Source organism: Streptomyces sp. NPDC047869 (assembly GCF_040704065.1).
GTDB lineage: Bacteria > Actinomycetota > Actinomycetes > Streptomycetales > Streptomycetaceae > Streptomyces.
This window is the reverse complement of sequence record NZ_JBEYRK010000004.1, coordinates 147,237-166,512: the sequence shown is the minus strand read 5'-3', so window position 1 is coordinate 166,512 and position 19,276 is coordinate 147,237. Positions and strand designations below refer to the sequence as shown.

General features: G+C 70.9%; 15 protein-coding genes and 1 pseudogene. 8 read left to right on the top strand and 8 right to left on the bottom strand.

All coding sequences use genetic code 11. The annotated features are described in order from the left end of the window. Positions 1 to 30 precede the first annotated feature (30 nt). From AB0924_RS07605 to AB0924_RS07595, 3 genes are all read right to left on the bottom strand, one after another. On the bottom strand, positions 31 to 531 hold the full coding sequence (locus tag AB0924_RS07605; protein WP_366910915.1) for a GNAT family N-acetyltransferase: 501 nt from the start codon (positions 529 to 531) through the stop codon (positions 31 to 33). Positions 532 to 702: 171 nt separating this feature from the next. Continuing rightward, a complete protein-coding gene (locus tag AB0924_RS07600; RefSeq protein WP_366910914.1) occupies positions 703 to 1,371 on the bottom strand; it encodes a class I SAM-dependent methyltransferase in 669 nt (222 codons plus the stop codon). Positions 1,372 to 1,485: 114 nt separating this feature from the next. After that, positions 1,486 to 2,082, bottom strand: coding sequence for a CAP domain-containing protein (locus tag AB0924_RS07595; RefSeq protein WP_358927266.1), 597 nt, complete (start codon positions 2,080 to 2,082; stop codon positions 1,486 to 1,488). Between the two features lie 746 nt (positions 2,083 to 2,828). Here AB0924_RS07595 and AB0924_RS07590 point away from each other — a divergent pair. The 3 genes from AB0924_RS07590 to AB0924_RS07580 all read left to right on the top strand — a co-directional run bounded on the left by AB0924_RS07590 (position 2,829) and on the right by AB0924_RS07580 (position 4,507). Continuing rightward, a complete protein-coding gene (locus AB0924_RS07590; protein ID WP_358927267.1) occupies positions 2,829 to 3,440 on the top strand; it encodes a peptidoglycan-binding protein in 612 nt (203 codons plus the stop codon). A 120-nt stretch (positions 3,441 to 3,560) separates the two neighbouring features. Then, positions 3,561 to 3,722, top strand: a complete 162-nt coding sequence (locus AB0924_RS07585; RefSeq protein ID WP_358927268.1) for a hypothetical protein — start codon at positions 3,561 to 3,563, stop codon at positions 3,720 to 3,722. After that, positions 3,719 to 4,507: a peptidoglycan-binding protein gene (locus AB0924_RS07580; RefSeq protein WP_366910913.1), complete on the top strand. Its 789-nt coding sequence runs from the start codon at positions 3,719 to 3,721 to the stop codon at positions 4,505 to 4,507. The genes AB0924_RS07585 and AB0924_RS07580 overlap by 4 nt, the downstream gene beginning before the upstream one ends. A 133-nt stretch (positions 4,508 to 4,640) precedes the next feature. Here AB0924_RS07580 and AB0924_RS07575 read toward each other — a convergent pair. Next, positions 4,641 to 4,868: pseudogene (locus AB0924_RS07575) on the bottom strand (transposase family protein); the annotation flags it as partial. Between the two features lie 363 nt (positions 4,869 to 5,231). On the opposite strand from AB0924_RS07575, the gene AB0924_RS07570 reads away from it, so the two are divergent. Further along, positions 5,232 to 5,576, top strand: a complete 345-nt coding sequence (locus AB0924_RS07570; RefSeq protein ID WP_358927270.1) for a hypothetical protein — start codon at positions 5,232 to 5,234, stop codon at positions 5,574 to 5,576. A 114-nt stretch (positions 5,577 to 5,690) separates the two neighbouring features. Here AB0924_RS07570 and ppdK read toward each other — a convergent pair whose 3' ends face one another. Next, positions 5,691 to 8,411, bottom strand: a complete 2,721-nt coding sequence (gene ppdK / locus AB0924_RS07565) for a pyruvate, phosphate dikinase (RefSeq protein WP_366910912.1) — start codon at positions 8,409 to 8,411, stop codon at positions 5,691 to 5,693. 395 nt (positions 8,412 to 8,806) lie between these two features. Continuing rightward, positions 8,807 to 10,027, bottom strand: coding sequence for an ROK family protein (locus tag AB0924_RS07560; RefSeq protein ID WP_366910911.1), 1,221 nt, complete (start codon positions 10,025 to 10,027; stop codon positions 8,807 to 8,809). Positions 10,028 to 10,147: 120 nt separating this feature from the next. Here AB0924_RS07560 and AB0924_RS07555 point away from each other — a divergent pair, with 120 nt between their 5' ends. From AB0924_RS07555 to AB0924_RS07545, 3 genes are all read left to right on the top strand, one after another. Continuing rightward, on the top strand, positions 10,148 to 11,578 hold the full coding sequence (locus tag AB0924_RS07555) for a hypothetical protein (protein ID WP_358927273.1): 1,431 nt from the start codon (positions 10,148 to 10,150) through the stop codon (positions 11,576 to 11,578). Next, positions 11,575 to 13,512, top strand: coding sequence for a glycogen debranching N-terminal domain-containing protein (locus AB0924_RS07550; protein WP_366910910.1), 1,938 nt, complete (start codon positions 11,575 to 11,577; stop codon positions 13,510 to 13,512). Before AB0924_RS07555 ends, AB0924_RS07550 begins: the two co-directional genes overlap by 4 nt. Positions 13,513 to 13,967: 455 nt before the next feature. Beyond that, positions 13,968 to 15,584: a CDP-alcohol phosphatidyltransferase gene (locus AB0924_RS07545; protein WP_366910996.1), complete on the top strand. Its 1,617-nt coding sequence runs from the start codon at positions 13,968 to 13,970 to the stop codon at positions 15,582 to 15,584. On the opposite strand, the gene dusB is transcribed toward AB0924_RS07545, so the two are convergent. Beyond that, complete coding sequence (gene dusB / locus AB0924_RS07540) at positions 15,585 to 16,751, bottom strand: tRNA dihydrouridine synthase DusB (protein ID WP_366910909.1); 1,167 nt, start codon at positions 16,749 to 16,751, stop codon at positions 15,585 to 15,587. A gap of 81 nt (positions 16,752 to 16,832) precedes the next feature. On the opposite strand from dusB, the gene AB0924_RS07535 reads away from it, so the two are divergent. Next, positions 16,833 to 18,284, top strand: a complete 1,452-nt coding sequence (locus tag AB0924_RS07535) for an MFS transporter (protein WP_366910908.1) — start codon at positions 16,833 to 16,835, stop codon at positions 18,282 to 18,284. Here the strand turns inward: AB0924_RS07535 and AB0924_RS07530 are convergent. Then, on the bottom strand, positions 18,281 to 19,186 hold the full coding sequence (locus AB0924_RS07530; RefSeq protein WP_358927277.1) for a helix-turn-helix transcriptional regulator: 906 nt from the start codon (positions 19,184 to 19,186) through the stop codon (positions 18,281 to 18,283). The genes AB0924_RS07535 and AB0924_RS07530 overlap by 4 nt on opposite strands. Positions 19,187 to 19,276: the final 90 nt, after the last annotated feature.

Genomic DNA, 19,276 nt, shown 5'->3' with positions numbered 1-19,276 from the left:
GGACCACGCTTCCCGCGGCGACATGACGGTCTACTGCTGGAGAGCCAGGTCGCGCTGGTAGCAGGTGCCGGTCTTCCCACCGAGGTGGGCCGGGTCGGCCGGACCGACGGGAACGAACCCGGCCTTGGCAAGCACCCTGTGGGACGCGGCGTTGCCGTGAGAGGCGGCCGCCCGCAGTGTGCGCAGCCCGTGCCGCACCGCCGCCAGCCGGCACAGCTCCCGGACGTTCGCGGTCGCCACACCGCGGCCGGCGGCATGCCGCGCGACCCGGTAGCCGAGCTCGGCGGTGCCGTCCTCGACGTCGTACAGGTTGAACCGGCCCAGAACCGAGCCGTCCTCGGCGACGAGCGCGTAGAAGGCGCAGATACCGGCCTCCTGCTCGGCCAGCAGGGCGCCGAAGCGGTCGGTGAACCGGGCGAAGAACTCGTCACCGCGGTCGGAGACCGAGGCAGCGAAGTAGGCGCGGTTCGCCAGCTCGAAGGCCAGCACCGCTGGGGCATCACCGGCCTGCAGCCGCCTCAGCTCGGGCACCGCCCGACCATACCCGGACGACGCGCTCGGGCAGACCTGAGTTTCCGCGCCCGGCCGAGGTGGTTCCGCCGACCGCGTGGCACGGTTCCGGCCGGCCTCGGCACCGGCAGAACCCGGGCAGCGACAGGGAGCAGGCGCAGCCCAGGGTGCTGCCTCCCGGGCCCGGGGTCCTCAGCCGGGGCGCTTGGCCATGACGACCACGCCCGGTCCGCTCCACTCGTCCGCGGGGAGCCGGAGTTCGGCGACCGGGTTCAGCCCGGCCTGTTCGATCAGGTTCACGAGTTGCTCCGGCCGCCACTTGTGGGTGGTCCAGCGAACGGGCACTCCTCCGTACGCCTCGGTGCGTATCGCGTCCTCGTCGCCGACGTGTGTGCCGGTGATGAGGTGCCCGCCCGGCTTCAGGGCGTACGCGAAATGGGCGAGTACCTGGGGAAGGACGTCGCGGGGGAGGTTGAACAGTGACCACCAGCCGAGCACGCCGCCGAGGGAGGCTTCACCGAGCTCGAGCTCGGTGGCGGAGGCGACGCTGAAGCGACATCGCGGATGCAGACGGCGCGCGTTCTCGATCATGCGGGGAGAGAGGTCCACCCCGGATACGTCGAGTCCGCGTTCGGCGAGGTAGCCGGTCACCGTGCCGGGGCCGCATCCGACGTCGAGGACGGGCCCAAGTTCGCCCACGGTGTCGGCGAAGGCGTCGATCGACGCCTTGAGCCAGGGATGGCGACGGATGTCGCCCATGCCCGTCGTCACCACCATCTTGGCGTAGTTGTCGGCCACATGGTCATAGGACTCACGGACGACGTCGAGATCGGCCGGCCGGTCGATATGGCGTGCGCGCATCAGCCCACACTAGGACGGTGGGCCTGTGGAAGTCGGGGATACGGGTACGACGGTCGCCCCGCCCGCCCCGGTTGTCGGGAGTGCCCCGTCAACGCCCGTGACTCGACGGGGCGTTCACTGCTGGCAGCGTCCGAAGGTCACGACGTACGTGCCGGCGCTGGACGACGAGGCTCCGGCCCGGTCCGCCGAGCCGGGCTGGGCCCACGGACCGATCTCGCGCAGCGACGGCTTGAGGATGATGGCGCGGTGACCGGGGCTGTTCATCCACCAGTTGACGGCGGCCTGCGGAGTTCCCGATCCACCCCACCCGGTGTACGTGATCTCGTTGAACTCCCACGAGCGCGGGTTCGGACAGTATCCGGCGGCCTGGATACGGCTCTGCGGTGTCGAGCCGGTCTGCGGGTTGCGGTGCGGGTCCTGGCCCGGTCCCCACCACTTCAGCTGGACGGCCGCGACGGCGTGCTGCTGGGCCGCGTTCGTCAGGGCCTGGTTGATGGCGAGGGAAGGCAGCCCGCGCTGTGTGCGCTGCGCGTTGATCAGGCAGATCACGGCAGCCCTCGCCTGCGTGATCGTCCCGGCGGTCGGGGCCCGGTTGGCGGCGGCGGGGTCGCAGGTCACGGCCGCCGCGGGAGAGGCCGTGACGGCAGGGAAGAACGTGGCCGACAGGGCGGCGACCGCGACGGTGCTCAGCAGTCTTCCGGTGCGCGACATGTGGCTCCGCACGGACACTCCACCTCCTGTGAAAAAGAAAGGTGTTGTAATCCAGGCTGCCACCGGACCTGACCCGTCGCCATCCGGGCCCGGAGGGCACACCAAGGGCACAACGGCTTCGGGCCGGTTCGGGCGGCGACCGACGCCAACAAGCGGCAGCCTTCCCGGCGTAGCTGAAAAGTCTCCGCGGACGGCGTGCGAAGGGGCGGCGCCCCCGCACAGGGTGTAAGAACAGCAACCTGAGCTGGGAACCTTCCAACTGCCGCCTCTCCCAGGGCACTCCCAGGGCACCTTCAGCGCGGCTTCCCTCATGCCGGCAGTCAGACCTCTTGATCAAAAGTGAGGTGTAGGGGCTCGGCAGCGTTCCCGTCCTCCAAGCGGGTCGATCTCCCAATGGAAGGCCTCCGGCAGCTTCAGCCCTCCGCGCTCTGTTTGCGCGACCCCTGGCATTGTCATATGGTGGCAATAAGTGACCTTTTCACGCCTCGTAAAGCCGCCCCGTACTCCACGGAGGCGCGGTTGAGAGGATCCGTGACCTCCTATGTGTATGCGTGTCAATTAGGGGAAGCTCGCGGCGGAATCTCATCCCTTAACCCGCAGGCACAGTTATCACATTTCGGCAATATCTCCTCCCGGTTCGAATTCCGGGCAGTTCCCGGTTCCTCGATCCCACCGTGATGCGCCATGTGGGCATGACTTCTGATCAAAAGTCTGATCAACAAGTTGGAGGGGCGTCGAAAATGACAATGAGCCTGACCGAGCTGCGCGCCCTCGCCAAACAGGCCGGGTTCACCGGCAATGACATCAAAATCGCGGCGGCCGTCGCCATGGCAGAGTCCAAAGGAGACCCAGACATCATCGGAGACCAGGGTCTGGTCGACCACAAGTGGGGGCCGTCCATTGGTCTCTTCCAGATACGCTCCCTCAAGCATCCAGGGCAGTTCTCCCCACCGGACACGCTCAGGATTGAGGGAAAGCTCAAGGACCCGCTCTACAACGCCAAGACGGCAAAGGCCATCAAGGACGCACACAACTGGAACCAATGGTCCACGTTCGTGAGCGGGGCCCACAAGAAGTACATGGATGGCGGGCCCGCCGGCCCCACCAACTGCGAACCGTTCCCTGGGGCGTCGTTCTTCCACACCGGTCGGAAATCGCCGATCATCGCCGCAATGCACCGTCGGCTCGTCGCCGAAGGCTGCAACCGGTACCAGTCGAACGCCAACACCGACGTCTGGGGCCCGGGCGATGTGAAGTCCTACGCCGCCTTTCAGCGAAAGCTCGGCCTCGCAGGTGACGATGCCAACGGCATCCCCGGCAAGACCAGCTGGGACAAGCTGCAGGTCCCCCACGTCTAGAGGCCGAGGCCATGGCGTCGCAGAAGCGAGTGGAGGAGCGGCGACGCGAGAATTCCTCGCCGGCCGCTCGTCCAACGTAAACCGGCGACGCGAAATCTGTGGAACTCAAAGGGCAGCGTCATGCTCGAGAAGAACTTCGACGACGAGGACGTGAAGGCGGCCCTCGAGAAGACCGATACCGGCGATGGACCCGGAACCGACAACCTCGACGACCTTCCGGAGAGCGACTTCGTCGCTTTCGCCGAGGACGACGTCGAGAACGACGCGGAGGACTCCAAGTGACCGCCACCATCGCTTACGACCGTGCCGTCTCGAACCTCATCGACGAGCTCAGCGCGACGGGCCACGTCACCCACAAGTCCTACAGGAAAACGTCGGTCACGCTGCACCACAACGGCGCCCGGCTTTCACACCAGGGTGTGCTCAACGTCTGGAAGACGCGTCCGGCTTCGGCCCACTTCGACGTGGACGCCGCCGGTGCCGTCGCTCAGTACGTCAAGGTGAACGAGTACGCCTGGGCCGTCGGCGACACGGCCGGCAACCAGAGCACCGTCAGCATCGAAATGGCGAACGAAACGCTCGCGCCCGGCTGGACGATCACCGAGGCCACCTGGAAGAACGCCGCACGTCTCGCCGGCTGGCACTTCGCCAAGGTGATCGGCGAACGCCCCAGCAGGAACAACCTCTTCTACCACCACCACTGGTCCTCGACCGCCTGCGCCGGCCCGTACATGGACAAGATCTACGACAAGGTCCTCGCGGCGGCTCAGGAGGCGTACGACCACTTCAAGGATTCACACCCCGCCCCCGGGCCGCACACCGAGCCGTTCCCGGGTGCGTCGTTCTTCCAGACCGGACGGAAATCGCCGATCATTGCCGCAATGCACCGTCGGCTCGTCGCCGAAGGCTGCAACCGGTACCAGTCGAGCGCCAACACCGACGTCTGGGGCCCGGGCGATGTGAAGTCCTACGCCGCCTTTCAGCGAAAGCTCGGCCTCGCAGGTGACGATGCCAACGGCATCCCCGGCAAGATCAGCTGGGACAAGCTGCAGGTCCCCAACGTCTGACCGTCCTCGCTGATGGATGCGTCGAGCAGCAGTCCGGGAGGCACCGGGTCAGAGTTCATACACGGAGGGGCGGCGCCCCCGCACAGGGTGAAAGACCAACCCCCTGAACAGGGGAGATACCGTCTGGGCGCCCGGCCTCGCGTATGTACCGGTGGACCGTCGCGATTCCGACGCGGAAACCTGCTGCGAGGCGGGCGTAGGTGTCGCCGCATCGCAGGTGGGCCAGGACGAGCACGGCCTGCCGGCCACAGGTCAGGCGACGCCAGCGGGAGCCGATCCGTCGACGGTGGCCTGCGAGGAGACCGGATAGGTGCTGCAGAGAGCGGCTGGACAGGTCGATACCGGACGGGTAGACAAGCACGCGGAAGCTCCTGACAGACTGGTGATCTTGGTTGAAAACCCACCTACCAGGGGCTTCATCCTGTTGTCAGCCCAACGGCGTACTGCTGATGCAGGTTGAGAAGGCTCAATGCCAGTGCCGTGCTGTTCACTTGGCCGCGTGGGCGCCTCAGCTCTGCGCGCCCGTCTGAACGACGCCTGGCGCGCGCCCGAATTGCACTGCCCGCTGCCCATTCATGGGGCAGGGCATGTCTGTGTGCCCAGTGACGCGGAGGATCTGGCCGAGCTGGAGCGCGTCGCTGCGGACGTGGTTGACGGGGCGGGTCGGCCGGTACGTGCCTGGGTCGTCGGGGGTAGGGCAGCAGGGGTGCCCGACGGTCCGCCGGTGGGCGGGGAGGGTGGGCTCCCCATCGGCGGGGAGGGTGGGCTGCTGGAGCTGCGCGGGTGGGTGCTGGCCGAGCACTGGTTCGGATACGGCGTGACGGCCACCGCCGATGGCCCGCGCCGCGTCGTGATCCTCGCCCGGCGCGCGTTCACCCGCCCGCCCGGGGTCGGGTGGGTGGCGTTGCTGCGGGAGGCCACCGGGCGGACGGAGCCCGATCGGTGCGGCGTCGACTGGGCCGCGACGGAGGCAGCGCTGGGCACCGCGCTGCCCGGTGACTACAAGGACATCGTCGACGCCTTCGGCGCGGGCAGCTTCGACGAGTACCTGGACAGTCTCCGCAGATGATGCGTGAAGGGGCGGCACCCCCGCACAGGGTGCCGCCCCTCCTTGGTGCGCCGGAGCCGCCGCCGATCGGTCTTGAGGGTCGGGGACCGACGGCGGCTCCGGGGCCGGTGGGGGTCAGCGGTGGTCGCTGCCCGCCGACTGGGTGGCCGCCCGGCCCGCCTCCAGGCGGGCGACCGGGATGCGGAACGGGGAGCAGGAGACGTAGTCCAGGCCGGCCTCGTGGAAGAAGTGGACCGACTCCGGGTCGCCGCCGTGCTCGCCGCAGACGCCGAGCTTGAGGTCGGGCCGGGTGGCCCGGCCGGCCTGGGCGGCCGCCTTCACCAGGGAGCCGACGCCGTCCTTGTCGATCGTCTCGAACGGGCTGACGCCGAAGATGCCCTTCTCCAGGTAGGCCGTGAAGAAGCTCGCCTCCACGTCGTCCCGGGAGAAGCCCCACACCGTCTGGGTCAGGTCGTTGGTGCCGAAGGAGAAGAACTCGGCGGCCTCGGCGATCTGCCCGGCGGTCAGCGCGGCGCGCGGCAGTTCGATCATCGTGCCGATGGCCAGCTTGAGCTTCGTGCCGGTCGCCGCCTCCACATCCGCGATGACCTGGTCGGCCTCGTCGCGGACGATCTCCAGCTCCTGGACCGTGCCGACCAGCGGGATCATGATCTCGGCGCGCGGGTCGCCCTTGGCCGCCTTGCGCTCGGCCGCGGCCTCGGCGATGGCGCGGACCTGCATGGTGAACAGGCCGGGGATGACCAGGCCGAGACGGACACCGCGCAGACCCAGCATCGGGTTCTGCTCGTGCAGACGGTGCACCGCCTGGAGCAGGCGCAGCAGGTTCTCGTGCGGCTCCTGACGGGCCTCGGCGAGGGCGACGCGGACGGAGAGTTCCGTGATGTCGGGCAGGAACTCGTGCAGCGGCGGGTCGAGCAGGCGGACGGTGACCGGCAGGCCGTCCATCGCCTCGAACAGCTCGACGAAGTCCTTCTTCTGCAGCGGCAGGAGCTGCTTCAGGGACTCCTCGCGCTCCTCCTCGGTGTCGGCGAGGATCAGGCGCTCGACCAGTTCCCGGCGGTCGCCGAGGAACATGTGCTCGGTGCGGCACAAGCCGATGCCCTGGGCGCCGAAGCGGCGGGCGCGCAGCGCGTCCTCGGCGTTGTCGGCGTTGGCGCGCACCCGCAGCCGGCGCTTGCGGTCGGCGAAGGCCATCATGCGGTGCACGGCCTCGACCAGCTCGTCGGCGTCGTCGGCGCCCGGGTGCATCCGGCCCTCGAAGTACTCCACGACCGGGGAGGGGACCACCGGGACCTCGCCCAGGTAGACCTTGCCGGAGGAGCCGTCGATGGAGATGACGTCGCCCTCCTCGACGACGTGGCCGCCCGGCACCGTCATCCGGCGGCGCTTGGTGTCGACCTCCAGCTCCTCGGCGCCGCAGACACAGGTCTTGCCCATGCCGCGCGCGACCACGGCCGCGTGGGAGGTCTTGCCGCCGCGCGAGGTCAGGATGCCCTCGGCGGCGATCATGCCGTCCAGGTCGTCGGGGTTGGTCTCCCGGCGGACCAGGATGACCTTCTCGCCCGAACGGGACCACTTGACGGCCGTGTAGGAGTCGAAGACCGCCTTGCCGACCGCGGCGCCCGGCGAGGCCGCGATGCCCCGGCCGACCTTCTCGACCTTGGCGGACTCGTCGAAGCGCGGGAACATCAGCTGGGCGAGCTGGGCGCCGCTGACGCGCTGCAGCGCTTCGGTCTCGTCGATCAGGCCCTGGTCCACGAGCTGGGTCGCGATCCGGAAGGCGGCACCGGCGGTGCGCTTGCCGACGCGGGTCTGGAGCATCCAGAGCTGGCCGCGCTCGATGGTGAACTCGATGTCGCAGAGATCCTTGTAGTGGTTCTCCAGGGTCTCCATGATCTGCATGAGCTGGTCGTACGACTTCTTGTCGATGTTCTCCAGCTCCGCGAGCGGGACCGTGTTGCGGATGCCCGCCACGACGTCCTCGCCCTGGGCGTTCTGCAGGTAGTCGCCGTAGACGCCCTGGTGGCCGGAGGCGGGGTCGCGGGTGAAGGCGACGCCGGTGCCGGAGTCGGGGCCGAGGTTGCCGAAGACCATGGAGCAGACGTTGACCGCGGTGCCCAGGTCGTGCGGGATGCGCTCCTGGCGGCGGTACAGCTTGGCGCGGTCGCCGTTCCAGGAGTCGAAGACGGCCTTGATGGCGAGGTCCATCTGCTCGCGCGGGTCCTGCGGGAAGTCCCGGCCGGCCTCGGTCTTGACGATCTTCTTGAACTTGGTGACGAGCTTCTTGAGGTCGGCCGCCTCGAGGTCGGTGTCGACGGTGACCTTCTTGGCCGCCTTGGCGGCCTCGAGCGCCTCCTCGAACAGCTCGCCGTCGACGCCGAGGACGGTCTTGCCGAACATCTGGATGAGACGGCGGTAGGAGTCCCAGGCGAAGCGGTCGTCGCCGGCCTGCTTGGCCAGGCCCTGCACCGACTTGTCGGAGAGGCCGATGTTCAGGACGGTGTCCATCATGCCCGGCATGGAGAACTTGGCGCCGGAGCGGACCGAGACCAGCAGGGGGTCGTCGGCCTGGCCGAGCTTCTTGCCCATCTTCTGCTCGAGGGCGTCGAGGTGCGCACTCACCTCGTCACGCAGTGCCACGGGCTCCGAGCCGCTGTCGAGGTAGACCTTGCAGGCCTCGGTGGTGATGGTGAACCCGGGAGGGACCGGCAGGCCCAGGTTGGTCATCTCGGCGAGGTTGGCACCCTTGCCGCCGAGAAGGTCCTTGAGGTCCTTGTTGCCCTCGGTGAAGTCGTAAACGAACTTCGCTACGTGGGGTTCTTTGTTTTCCGACACGGGTCTCGACTCCTTGAGGCCGCGGTGGCTGCCCTGACGGCGAGGAACATACCCAGATCTAAGGCACCTGGGTACGTCCACTTGTGCGTCATGCGCCCGTAACCACGCGTCCGCCAGTGGATTGAAAGTCAAGGCTTGGCAAGTGGAGACGCCTCGATGTTTTCACTTCTTGAACGCACCCATGCCCACAGGGGTGGCAATACGCTCATCTGAGCACCTCCCAACACGCCTGAGTTCGATCGATGAACGATCAAAGGGTGGCACCCAGTGCCACCCTTTGGAGAAATGCAGTCGCTCAAGATCCGCTCATCTGAGCGCTCCCCTTATCAGGGGTGGCGAGAATCACGCTGTCACACAGAGCCGGATTTCACCATGCGGACGCCGAAACGCCCGGTTCACACGCCGAGCGCGACGAGCCGTTCCTCCACCCGCTGCGGCGCGTACAGGTGCTCCACGACCAGCGCACCCGCCCCGACCAGCGCGGCCCGCTCGCCCAGCCGCGACGTCACGACGTCAAGGCGGGCGGTGGAGCGGGGCAGCGCCCGCTGATAGAGCAGCTCGCGCACGCCGGTGAGGAAGGGGGTTCCGGCCAGATCCCCGGCGATCATCAGCACGCCCGGGTTGAGCAGGGTCACGACCGTCGCCAGCACGTCGCCGACCCGGCGCCCGGCCTCCCGGGCCAGCGCGGCCGCCTCCGGGTGCCCGGCGGCCAGCAGGCCCCGCACGTCCGAGCCGGAGGCGGCCGGCACCCCGGCCTCCGTCAGCCGCCGGGCGACGGCGCCGCCGCTGGCGACGGCGGCGAGACAGCCGTACGAACCGCACCGGCACAGCGCCTCGGCGCCCACCCGGATGTGCCCGATGTCGCCCGCGCCGCCGTCCACGCCCCGGTAGATGGAGCCGTCGACCACGACTCCGGCGCCGATGCCGGTGGACACCTTGACCAGCACGAAGGCCGCGCAGTCCGGATGCCCGGTGCGCTGTTCGCCGTACGCCATGAGGTTGGCGTCGTTGTCCACCAGGACCGGGACCGCGGGGGCGCCGGTGTGCTCGGTGAAGGCGCGGGAGAGGCGGCCTCTTATGTCGTAACCGTCCCAGCCGGGCATGATCGGCGGCTGCACCACCCGGCCGCTCTCGCGGTCCACCGGGCCCGGCACCGCGAGCCCGATGCCGCAGACCTCCGCCGCCCGGTGCCCCGCCTTCACGAGCGACTCGGCGAACCAGCGGCCGAGTTCGCCCAGCACGGCCTCGGGTCCGTCCTCGATCACCAGGGTGCCGGAGTGCTCGGCGAGGATCTCGCCGGTCAGGGTGAGGACGGCGGCCCGGGCGTGCCGGGTGTCCAGGTCGGCGGCGAGGACCACCGCGTGGGAGTCGTCGAACTCCAGGGTGATGGAGGGGCGTCCGCCGAGCGGCGAGCCGACCGGGCCGCCGGCGCCCTCGCGCAGCCAACCGGCCCGGAACAGCCGGTCGAGGCGCTGGCCGACGGTGGCGCGGGACAGACCGGTGGCCTGCTGGAGCGCGCCGCGTGTCACGGCCCGCCCACTGCGCACCAGTTCGAGCAGATCGCCGGCGCTCGCCTGACTTCCGCTCTTCCCGGTCCTGCCCGGCCGTCCGGTCATGCGCACCCCCTTGTGTTTCCCAAGCCTGCATTACATATTGAGTTTTGCGTGTTAAATAGACGTAACCCTGCGGTAGCCACAGCCAAACCCGGTCGGCCGGACGTCTTCGGGGAGCCCCGAGTGGATCGCACTGCCCAGCTCACTGTCCGTCTCCCGGAGCGGGAGTTCGCATACGATCCGCCGGCGTCGGCGTCGTCCCTGCACGCCGGGGCCGCCCGGGTGCTGGCGGAGAACTGGACGGGCACGTCGACGGTCCCCTCCCGGAGCCTGTATCCGCACCAGTGGTCGTGGGACTCGGCGTTCATCGCGATCGGGCTGCGCCACCTGTCGCCGTTACGGGCCCAGACGGAGCTGGAGACGCTGCTGGCGGCCCAGTGGGGCGACGGGCGCGTCCCGCACATCGTCTTCAACCCCTCCGTCCCCCTCGACGCGTACTTCCCGAGCCCCGACTTCTGGCGCTCCTCCACCGCCGGGCGCGCCGCGGGCGCCCCGCGCACCGTACAGACGTCCGGCATCGTGCAGCCACCGGTGCACGCGCTGGCGGCCTGGCTGGTGCACCGCGCCGATCCGGGCCTGTCACGGACGCGCGGCTTCCTGGCCCGGGTGTACCCCAGGCTGGCCGCCTGGCACCGGTATCTGCTGCACCGGCGGGACCTGGGCGGGGGCGGGCTGGTGTCCGTCGTGCACCCCTGGGAACAGGGGATGGACAACAGCCCCTGCTGGGACGCCCCGCTCGCCCGGATCACGCCGGCCCAGGCCCGCTCCTTCCGCCGCGCCGACCTCGACCACGGCGCGCCGGAGGACCGGCCGACGGATCTGGACTACGGGCGGTACGTGCGGCTGGCGGCGGACTATCGCGACGGCGGGTACGCCGACGGCGGCGGGGAGTTCGCGGTCGAGGACCCGGCGTTCAACGCGCTGCTGATCGCCTCCGAGCAGGCGCTGGCGCGGATCGCCGGGGAACTGGGGGCGGCCGGCACCGCCCGGTACGCCCGCGCCGAGCGGCTGACGGCGGCTCTGGTGGAGCGGCTGTGGGACCCCGCGACCGGCCTGTTCCACTGCCTGGACCTGCGGGGCGGGGGCCGGATTCCCGAGCGGAGCGTCTCCGGTCTCGTCCCGCTGCTGCTGCCGGGCCTGCCCCGGGAGGTCTCCGGCGCGCTCGTCCGCACGCTGTGCGGACCGCACTTCGGGCTGGGCACGAGCACCGAGCTGGTCCCGAGCTACGACCTCCTCGGCGAGGCCTTCGACCCGCACCGGTACTGGCGGGGCCCGGCGTGGTTCAACACGAGCTGGCTGCTGGAGCGGGGTCTGCGCGCGCACGGCCACCTCGAGCGGGCCGACGCGCTGCGCGCCGCGGTGCTGCGCCTGGCACCGGCCGGCGGCTTCGCCGAGTACGTCGATCCGCACACCGGCGGGGCCTGCGGCACCACCGATTTCGCCTGGACGGCCGCACTCGCGCTGGACCTGCTGCACCGGGGCCCGGGGGGCGACGGCGCGGCCGGCGCCGGGGGCACGGCCGACATGAGGGACGAGGGAGGGGACCGGGGATGACGGATCGGCAGCATCTGCTGGTGCACGGGGCGACGTTCGCCGCCGTGGGCGACCGGGGTGACATCAGCGGGGTGCGGGGCGGCAGTGCCCCGGACGGGTTGTTCGTGCGCGACGCCCGGCACCTCAGCCGATGGCAGCTCACCGTGGACGGCGCGGTGCCCGAGGTGCTCGCGCCGGTCACGGACGGCGACGCGGCCCGCTGTGTGCTGGTGCCGCGCGGCGGCCGGCAGGAGCCGCCCGCCTGCACCCTGTTCCGGGAACAGGCGGTCGGGGACAGCTCGTTCGTGGAGTTACTGCGGGTGACCGGCAACCGCCCGGTGGCCACCACGGTCCGCCTCGCCCTCACCGTCGACGCCGACTTCACCGACCAGTTCGAGCTCCGCGCCGACCACCGCACCTACGCCAAGGCCGGCGCCGTGCGCTCCCGCGAGGTGCTGGACGACGGGATCGAGTTCACCTACCGGCGCGCCGAGTGGCACTCCGTCACGACGATCACGGCCGACCCCGCCCCCGACGCCGTCGAGGAGACCGGCACCGGCGCCCGCCGCCTGGTGTGGACCCTCGGCCTGGAGCCCCACGGCACCGCCGAACTGATGCTGCGCGTGATGGCCCGCCCGCACGGCGACCGGCGAGCCCTGCGCGTGCCCCGCTCTCCCGCCTCGGTGAACGAGCGACTCGTCGCGGCGGAGGGCCGGTTCGTGGAGGGCGTGGCCTTCCCGACCGGCTGGCCGGAGCTGGCGGCGGCCTGCGCCCGGGGCCTCGCCGACCTGGCCGCGCTGCAGGTCCCGGCGACCGGACCGGACGGCGAGGAACTGCGGGTGCCGGCGGCGGGTGCCCCCTGGTTCCTCACCCTGCTCGGCCGGGACGCCCTGCTCACCTCACTGTTCACGCTGCCGTACCACCCTCGGCCGGCCGCCGCCACGCTGCTCGCGCTGGCCGCGGCCCAGGCGACCGGCGCCGGCTCGTCCTCCGTCGCCCAGCCCGGCAAGATCGTGCACGAGGTACGGCACGGGGAGCTGGCGCACTTCGGGCAGGTGCCGTTCGGCCGGTACTACGGCTCGGTCGACGCCACCCCGCTCTTCCTCGTCCTGCTCGGGGCGTACACCGAGGGGACCGGCGACACCGCCCTGGCCCGGCGCCTGGAGCCGCACGCCCGCGCGGCGATCGGCTGGATGCTGGACCACGGCGGGCTGACCTCGCGCGGCTATCTCGTCTACCGCGCCGACGAGGGCGGCCTCGCCAACCAGAACTGGAAGGACTCCCCCGGCGCGATCTGCTGGGCCGACGGCACCCGGCCCACCGGGGCGGTGATGGCGGCGGGCGCCCAGGGCTACGCGTACGACGCGCTGCGCCGCACCGCGTGGGTGGCGCGCGCGGTGTGGGGCGACGAGACGTACGCCGCCCTGCTGCAGCAGGCGGCCGCCGATCTGCGGGACCGCTTCCAGCGGGACTTCTGGATGCGCGAGCAGTCCTTCCCCGCGCTGGCGCTGGACGGCACGGGCCGCCAGGTCGACGCGCTGGCCTCGGACGCCGGGCATCTGCTGTGGTCGGGGCTGCTGGACAAGGAGTACGGGGAGGCGGTCGGACGGCGGCTGCTGGAACCGGACTTCTTCTCCGGCTGGGGCGTGCGCACGCTCGCCTCCGGCCAGCCGGCGTACCACCCGCTCTCGTACCACCGCGGCTCGGTCTGGCCGCACGACAACGCGCTGATCACCCTGGGCCTCGCCCGCTACGGCCTGCACGACGAGGCCCGTACGGTGGCGCACGCGCTGGTCGACGCGGCGGGGGCCACCGGGCACCGGCTTCCGGAGGTGCTGGCGGGCTACGGCCGCGACACCCACCCGGAGCCGGTCCCCTACCCGCACGCGTGCGTCCGCGAATCCCGCTCGGCGGCGGCCCCGCTCGCCCTGCTCACGGCGGTCGGCGGGGCGTAGCACTCCGGGTCGGCAGTTTGCCCGGTGTTTGCCCAGCGCCGTGAACAGGGGCGGGCGGCCACCCGTACGACATGGGCGGCGGGCCAGGCGGGCCGGGGTTGCTTCGGCCCTGCCCATCCTCCCAGCGTGGCCCGCCGCCTCCGTCACGGGTCTCGCACGGAAGGACCTCCGGGTTGCCTCAGCACACGAGTACGCGCCAGTCACCGGATACGGCCGGAGGAAACGAGGCCGTCCTCGACGAACGGGGGAAACGGGAGGAGGCCGAGCGGGCCGAGCAAGCTGGGAAGGCCGAGCAGGCCGAGCAGGCCGATCGAGCCGAGCAGGCCCAAACGGCCGGCCAGGCCCCCGTCCCCGCCCCCGAAGTGCCCAACGCCGTCCGCCGGGTCCGGGCCGCCTGGTCCGCTCGTGCCGGGCGCTGGCGGCAGGCGCATCCGGGGGCCGCCCAGGGGCTGTCCGTGACCGTCACCGTGCTGGCCGCCGCCCTGGTCGTCGCCGCGCTGGTGCTGCCGAACACGGTGGTCGGGCTCGGGCCCGCCAAGTTCACGCGCATACCCGGCGAGGCGGTCATCGGGGCCGCCGTGCTGCTCGCCCTGCCGCGCCGCCCGCGTGTGGTGCTGGCCGCGGTGTCCGGCGTCGCGCTGGCCGCCATGACCGTGCTGAACCTGCTCGACATGGGGTTCAACCAGTACCTGGGCCGTCCCTTCAACCCCGTCCTGGACTGGAGCCTGCTCGGCGACGCGCAGTCGTACCTGGAGGACTCGCTCGGCCGCACGGCCACCCTCGCCGCCACCACCGGCGTGATCGTCCTCGTACTGCTGCTGGGCCTTCTGCTGGCCCTGGCCACCGTCCGGCTGGGCAACCTGCTCGCCCGGCACAGCGCGACCGCGACCCGCGGCACCATGGTCGCGGGCGTCGTCTGGATCACCTGCTCCGCCCTCGGCCTGCAGATATCCGGGGTGCCGGTCGCCTCCGACCGCACCACCACCGCGCTGAGGATCGAGTCCCGCCGGGTGTCGGACACCCTCAAGGACGAGGCGCAGTTCCGGAAGGTCGCCGGCAAGGACCGGTTCGGCGGCACCCCGGGCAGCCGGCTCGTCCCCGATCTGCGCGGCAAGGACATGGTCTTCACGTTCATCGAGAGCTACGGCCGCAGCGCCATCGAGGACCCGGTCATCGCCCCGGGCGTCGACGCCACCCTGGACGCCCGTACCAAGGCCCTCGCCAAGGCCGGGTTCCACGCCAGGAGCGGCTGGCTCACCTCCGCGACCTACGGCGGCAGCAGCTGGCTCGGGCACTCCACCACCATGTCGGGCCTGTGGGTCAGCAACCAGCAGCGCTACCGCACGGTCATGGCGAGCGACCACCTCAGCCTGACCGAGGCCTTCAGGAAGACCGGCGACTTCGACACCGTCGGCGTCATGCCGGGCGTGCAGAAGGGCTGGCCAGAGCAGAAGTGGTACGGCCTCGACAAGGTCTACAACGCCTTCCAGCTCGGCTACCGGGGCCCGAAGTTCAGCTGGTCGACGATGCCCGACCAGTACGCGCTCCAGCAGTACGAGCAGCGGGTGCACAGCAAGCGCCCGGCCGACGGGAAGTCGCGGATGTCGCTGCTCATCCTGACCTCCAGCCACCAGCCCTGGGCGCCGGTGCCGAAGATGGTCGACTGGGACGAGTTGGGCGACGGCTCGGGCTTCAGGGGCATGGAGGCGGCGGGCAACCGGCCGGCCGACGTCATCGCCGACACCACCAAGTCGCGTGAGCAGTACGGCGAGTCGATCCAGTACTCGGTGACCGCGCTGACCGAGTGGCTGGAGCGCCACGGCACCAAGGACACCGTGCTCGTGTTCCTCGGCGACCACCAGCCGATCGCCCGGGTCAGCGGCAACCACGCCAGCCGTGACGTGCCCGTCTCGATCGTGGCCAAGGACCCGAAGGTGCTGGACCGGATCGCCGACTGGCACTGGACGGACGGCCTGCGCCCCGCCCACGACGCCCCGGTGTGGCGGATGAGCTCCTTCCGCGACCGCTTCCTGACGGCGTACGGCTCGGTCCCGCACCCGAAGAAGGGCTGATCAGCCGCCGGAGGTGTCCAGCTCCGCGTCCTCGCCGACGCCCGCGCAGTCGTACGGGTCCTTCAGCCAGCCGTCCGGCAGCACCACACGGTTGTTGCCGGACGTACGGCCGCGGGGCCCGTCGGCGCCGGTGGGCCAGGGCTGGTCGAGGTCCAGCTCGTCGAGACCGGCCCGCAGTTCCTGGAGCGAGGAGGTGATCGCGAGCCGCTTGCGCATCTCGGAGCCGACCGCGAAGCCCTTCAGGTACCAGGCGACGTGCTTGCGGAAGTCGACGACACCCTTGGACTCGTCGCCGATCCACTCGCCGAGCAGGGTGGCGTGCCGGACCATGACGTCGGCGACCTCGCGCAGGGAGGGCCGCGCACCGTATCCGTCAGTGCCTCCGGCACGGGCGTCCGTGCGGCCCTCGAAGGCGGCCACCAGGTCGGCGAACAGCCACGGCCGGCCCAGGCAGCCGCGGCCCACGACCACTCCGTCGCAGCCGGTCTCGCGCACCATGCGCAGCGCGTCCTCGGCCGACCAGATGTCGCCGTTGCCGAGCACCGGGATCTCCGGGACGTGCTCCTTCAGGCGGGCGATCGCCTCCCAGTCGGCGGTGCCGCCGTAGTGCTGGGCGGCCGTGCGGCCGTGCAGCGCGATCGCCGTGACGCCCTCCTCGACGGCGATGCGGCCGGCGTCGAGGTAGGTGATGTGGTCGTCGTCGATGCCCTTGCGCATCTTCATCGTGACGGGGAGGTCCCCGGCGCCGGAGACCGCCTCGCGCAGGATGGCCCGCAGCAGGTTGCGCTTGTAGGGCAGCGCGGAGCCGCCGCCCTTGCGGGTCACCTTCGGGACCGGGCAGCCGAAGTTCAGGTCGATGTGGTCGGCCAGGTCCTCCTCCGCGATCATGCGGACGGCCTTGCCGACGGTCGCCGGGTCCACGCCGTACAGCTGGATCGAGCGCGGCTTCTCGGTCGCGTCGAAGTGGATCAGCTGCATGGTCTTCTCGTTGCGCTCGACCAGCGCCCGGGTCGTGATCATCTCGCTCACGAACAGACCCTTGCCGCCGCTGAACTCTCGGCACAGGGTGCGGAAGGGAGCGTTGGTGATACCGGCCATGGGGGCCAGGACCACCGGCGGCCGGGCGGTGTGCGGGCCGATCTGAAGGGGGGACTCGGGCGTGGGCATTCCCCCATTGTCACGTATCGGCGGAGATCATGTATCGGTCATTAGTTAACCGCACTATCGAAGTCACGTACGATGAACCACATGCCCGAGCCCAGCCACCGCCGACGTCTGCTCGTGCTCGCGATCTGCTGCATGAGTCTGCTGATCGTGAGTCTCGACAACACCGCTCTGAACGTCGCGCTGCCGTCGATGCAGCGCGAGCTGCACGCCACCACCTCCGGCCTGCAGTGGTCGATCGACGCCTACACGCTCGTACTGGCCTCGCTGCTGATGCTCGCGGGCTCCACGGCCGACCGGATCGGCCGCAAGCGGGTCTTCATGACGGGCCTGGTCCTCTTCTCCATCGGATCCCTGCTCTGCTCCCTCGCGCCGAACCTGGAACTGCTGGTCGTCTTCCGCATGGTCCAGGCGGTCGGCGGTTCCATGCTCAACCCGGTCGCCATGTCGATCATCACCAACACCTTCACCGACTCGCGCGAGCGGGCCCGCGCGATCGGCGTGTGGGGCGCGGTGGTCGGCATATCCATGGCGGCGGGCCCGCTGGTCGGCGGCCTGCTCGTGGAGTCGGTCGGCTGGCGCTCGATCTTCTGGGTCAACCTCCCGGTCGGCCTCGCTGCCCTGCTCCTCACCCTGCGCTTCGTCCCCGAGTCCCGCGCGCCCCGCGCCCGCCGGCCCGACCCGGTCGGCCAGGTCCTGGTGATCGCGCTGTTCGGCTCGCTGACGTACGCGATCATCGAGGCGCCGGACTCCGGCTTCGGCACGGTGGCCCCCTTCGGCGCGGTGGCCCTCATGGCCCTGCTCGGCCTGCTCGGCTATGAGCCCCGGCGCGAGGAACCCCTCATCGACCTCCGCTTCTTCCGCTCGGCTCCGTTCAGCGGGGCGACGGTGATAGCGATCAGCGCGTTCGCCGCGCTGGGCGGATTCCTGTTCCTGTCCACGCTGTACCTGCAGAACGTGCGCGGCCTCGACGCCCTGCACGCGGGCCTGTGGATGCTGCCGATGGCCGCGCCGACGTTCCTGTGCGCGCCGCTGTCCGGCCGCCTTGTGGGCAGCCGGGGGCCGCGGCTGCCCCTGCTGGTGGCGGGCGCCGCGATGACCGTGAGCGGCGTGCTGTTCGCGGCCTTCGAGGCGGAGACGTCGAACGGCACGCTGTTCGCCGGGTACGTGCTGTTCGGCATCGGCTTCGGCTTCGTGAACGCGCCGATCACCAACACGGCCGTGTCGGGCATGCCCAGGGCCCAGGCCGGGGTCGCCGCCGCCGTCGCCTCCACCAGCAGGCAGCTCGGGCAGACGCTGGGCGTCGCCGTGGTCGGCGCGGTGCTGGCCGCCGGCGTGGGCTCCTCGCCGTACAGGGACACGTTCGTCGCGGCGGCCCGGCCGGGGTGGTGGATCCTCGCGGGGTGCGGCCTGGCCGTCCTGGTCCTCGGCTGGGTGACCAGCGGTCGCTGGGCCCGGCGCACCGCCGAGCGGTCCGCCGACGAGCTGGAGTCGGCGGACCTGAAGGACGCCGTGGGGGTCACGGCCGGCCGTTAGGGCCTCCGGGGCTCCCGGGGTTCGCGCGGACCGGCCGCCAGTTCGTACAGCCTCTCCAGGCGCTCCCTGGTCTCCTCGTTCTTCGGCGTGTACGTGACCAGCCGGGGCCCCGCCTGCGGGCCCAGCCACAGGTCCGTGTGCTCCAGGGTCAGATGGCCGACGTACGGGTTGAGGAACTCCTTGGTCTTGGAGCGGTTGCCGACGACCTCGTAGCGCCGCCAGTTCTCGCGGAACTCGGGGGACTCGCACTCCAGGCGCCTGAGCAGCATCTTCCAGGCGGGTTCGCCGAGGTGGCCGGCCATGGAGGCGCGGAGCCGGGCGGCCATCAGGCGCATCGTCTCCTCCAGGTGCACGATGGCCGCCCGCCAGTCGCTGTCGGTGTACACGAGGAGCATGCAGTTGCGGTCCTCCGGCGGGACCGCGTCCAGGTCGCCCATGAGGCGGGCGTAGGTGCGGTTGTAGGCGAGGATGTCGTACCGGCTGTTCTGCACGCAGGCCGGGAACGGCTCCAGCGCGCGCAGCGTCTCGCGCAGGGCCGGGGTGACGCTGGGGCAGCTCGCGGCCGGCGTCGGATCGGCGGCCGCGGCGAGCTGGAAGAGGTGGGCGCGCTCGCTGGCGTCCAGCAGCAGGGTGCGGGCCAGGGCGTCCAGGACCTGGACCGAGACCTGGATGTCGCGGGCCTGTTCCAACCAGGTGTACCAGGTGACGCCGACCGCCGAGAGCTGGGCGACCTCCTCCCGGCGCAGACCGGGCGTGCGGCGGCGGGTGCCGCGGGGCAGCCCCACCTGCTCGGGCGCGATCCGCTCGCGGCGGCTGCGCAGGAAGGCGGCCAGCTCGTGCCGCCGGATCTCCCCGCCGCGCGGGGGCCGGGCGGTGGCGGTCACCGGTGCGGTCGTCGTCATGTCTCCAGGATGCCGCCCGATGGATCCTGTTGCCAGGTACTTCTTCTACCAGGATCAGGACACTCTGGTACCAGTCTGGGAGCGGGCGCA

Coding starts and splice junctions, on each gene's coding strand:
- AB0924_RS07600 (WP_366910914.1), bottom strand. CDS start 1,371: ATGCGCGCACGCCATATCGACCGGCCGGCCGATCTCGACGTCGTCCGT.
- AB0924_RS07595 (WP_358927266.1), bottom strand. CDS start 2,082: ATGTCGCGCACCGGAAGACTGCTGAGCACCGTCGCGGTCGCCGCCCTG.
- AB0924_RS07590 (WP_358927267.1), top strand. CDS start 2,829: ATGAGCCTGACCGAGCTGCGCGCCCTCGCCAAACAGGCCGGGTTCACC.
- AB0924_RS07585 (WP_358927268.1), top strand. CDS start 3,561: ATGCTCGAGAAGAACTTCGACGACGAGGACGTGAAGGCGGCCCTCGAG.
- AB0924_RS07560 (WP_366910911.1), bottom strand. CDS start 10,027: ATGACCGGACGGCCGGGCAGGACCGGGAAGAGCGGAAGTCAGGCGAGC.
- AB0924_RS07550 (WP_366910910.1), top strand. CDS start 11,575: ATGACGGATCGGCAGCATCTGCTGGTGCACGGGGCGACGTTCGCCGCC.
- dusB (WP_366910909.1), bottom strand. CDS start 16,751: ATGCCCACGCCCGAGTCCCCCCTTCAGATCGGCCCGCACACCGCCCGG.
- AB0924_RS07535 (WP_366910908.1), top strand. CDS start 16,833: ATGCCCGAGCCCAGCCACCGCCGACGTCTGCTCGTGCTCGCGATCTGC.
- AB0924_RS07530 (WP_358927277.1), bottom strand. CDS start 19,186: ATGACGACGACCGCACCGGTGACCGCCACCGCCCGGCCCCCGCGCGGC.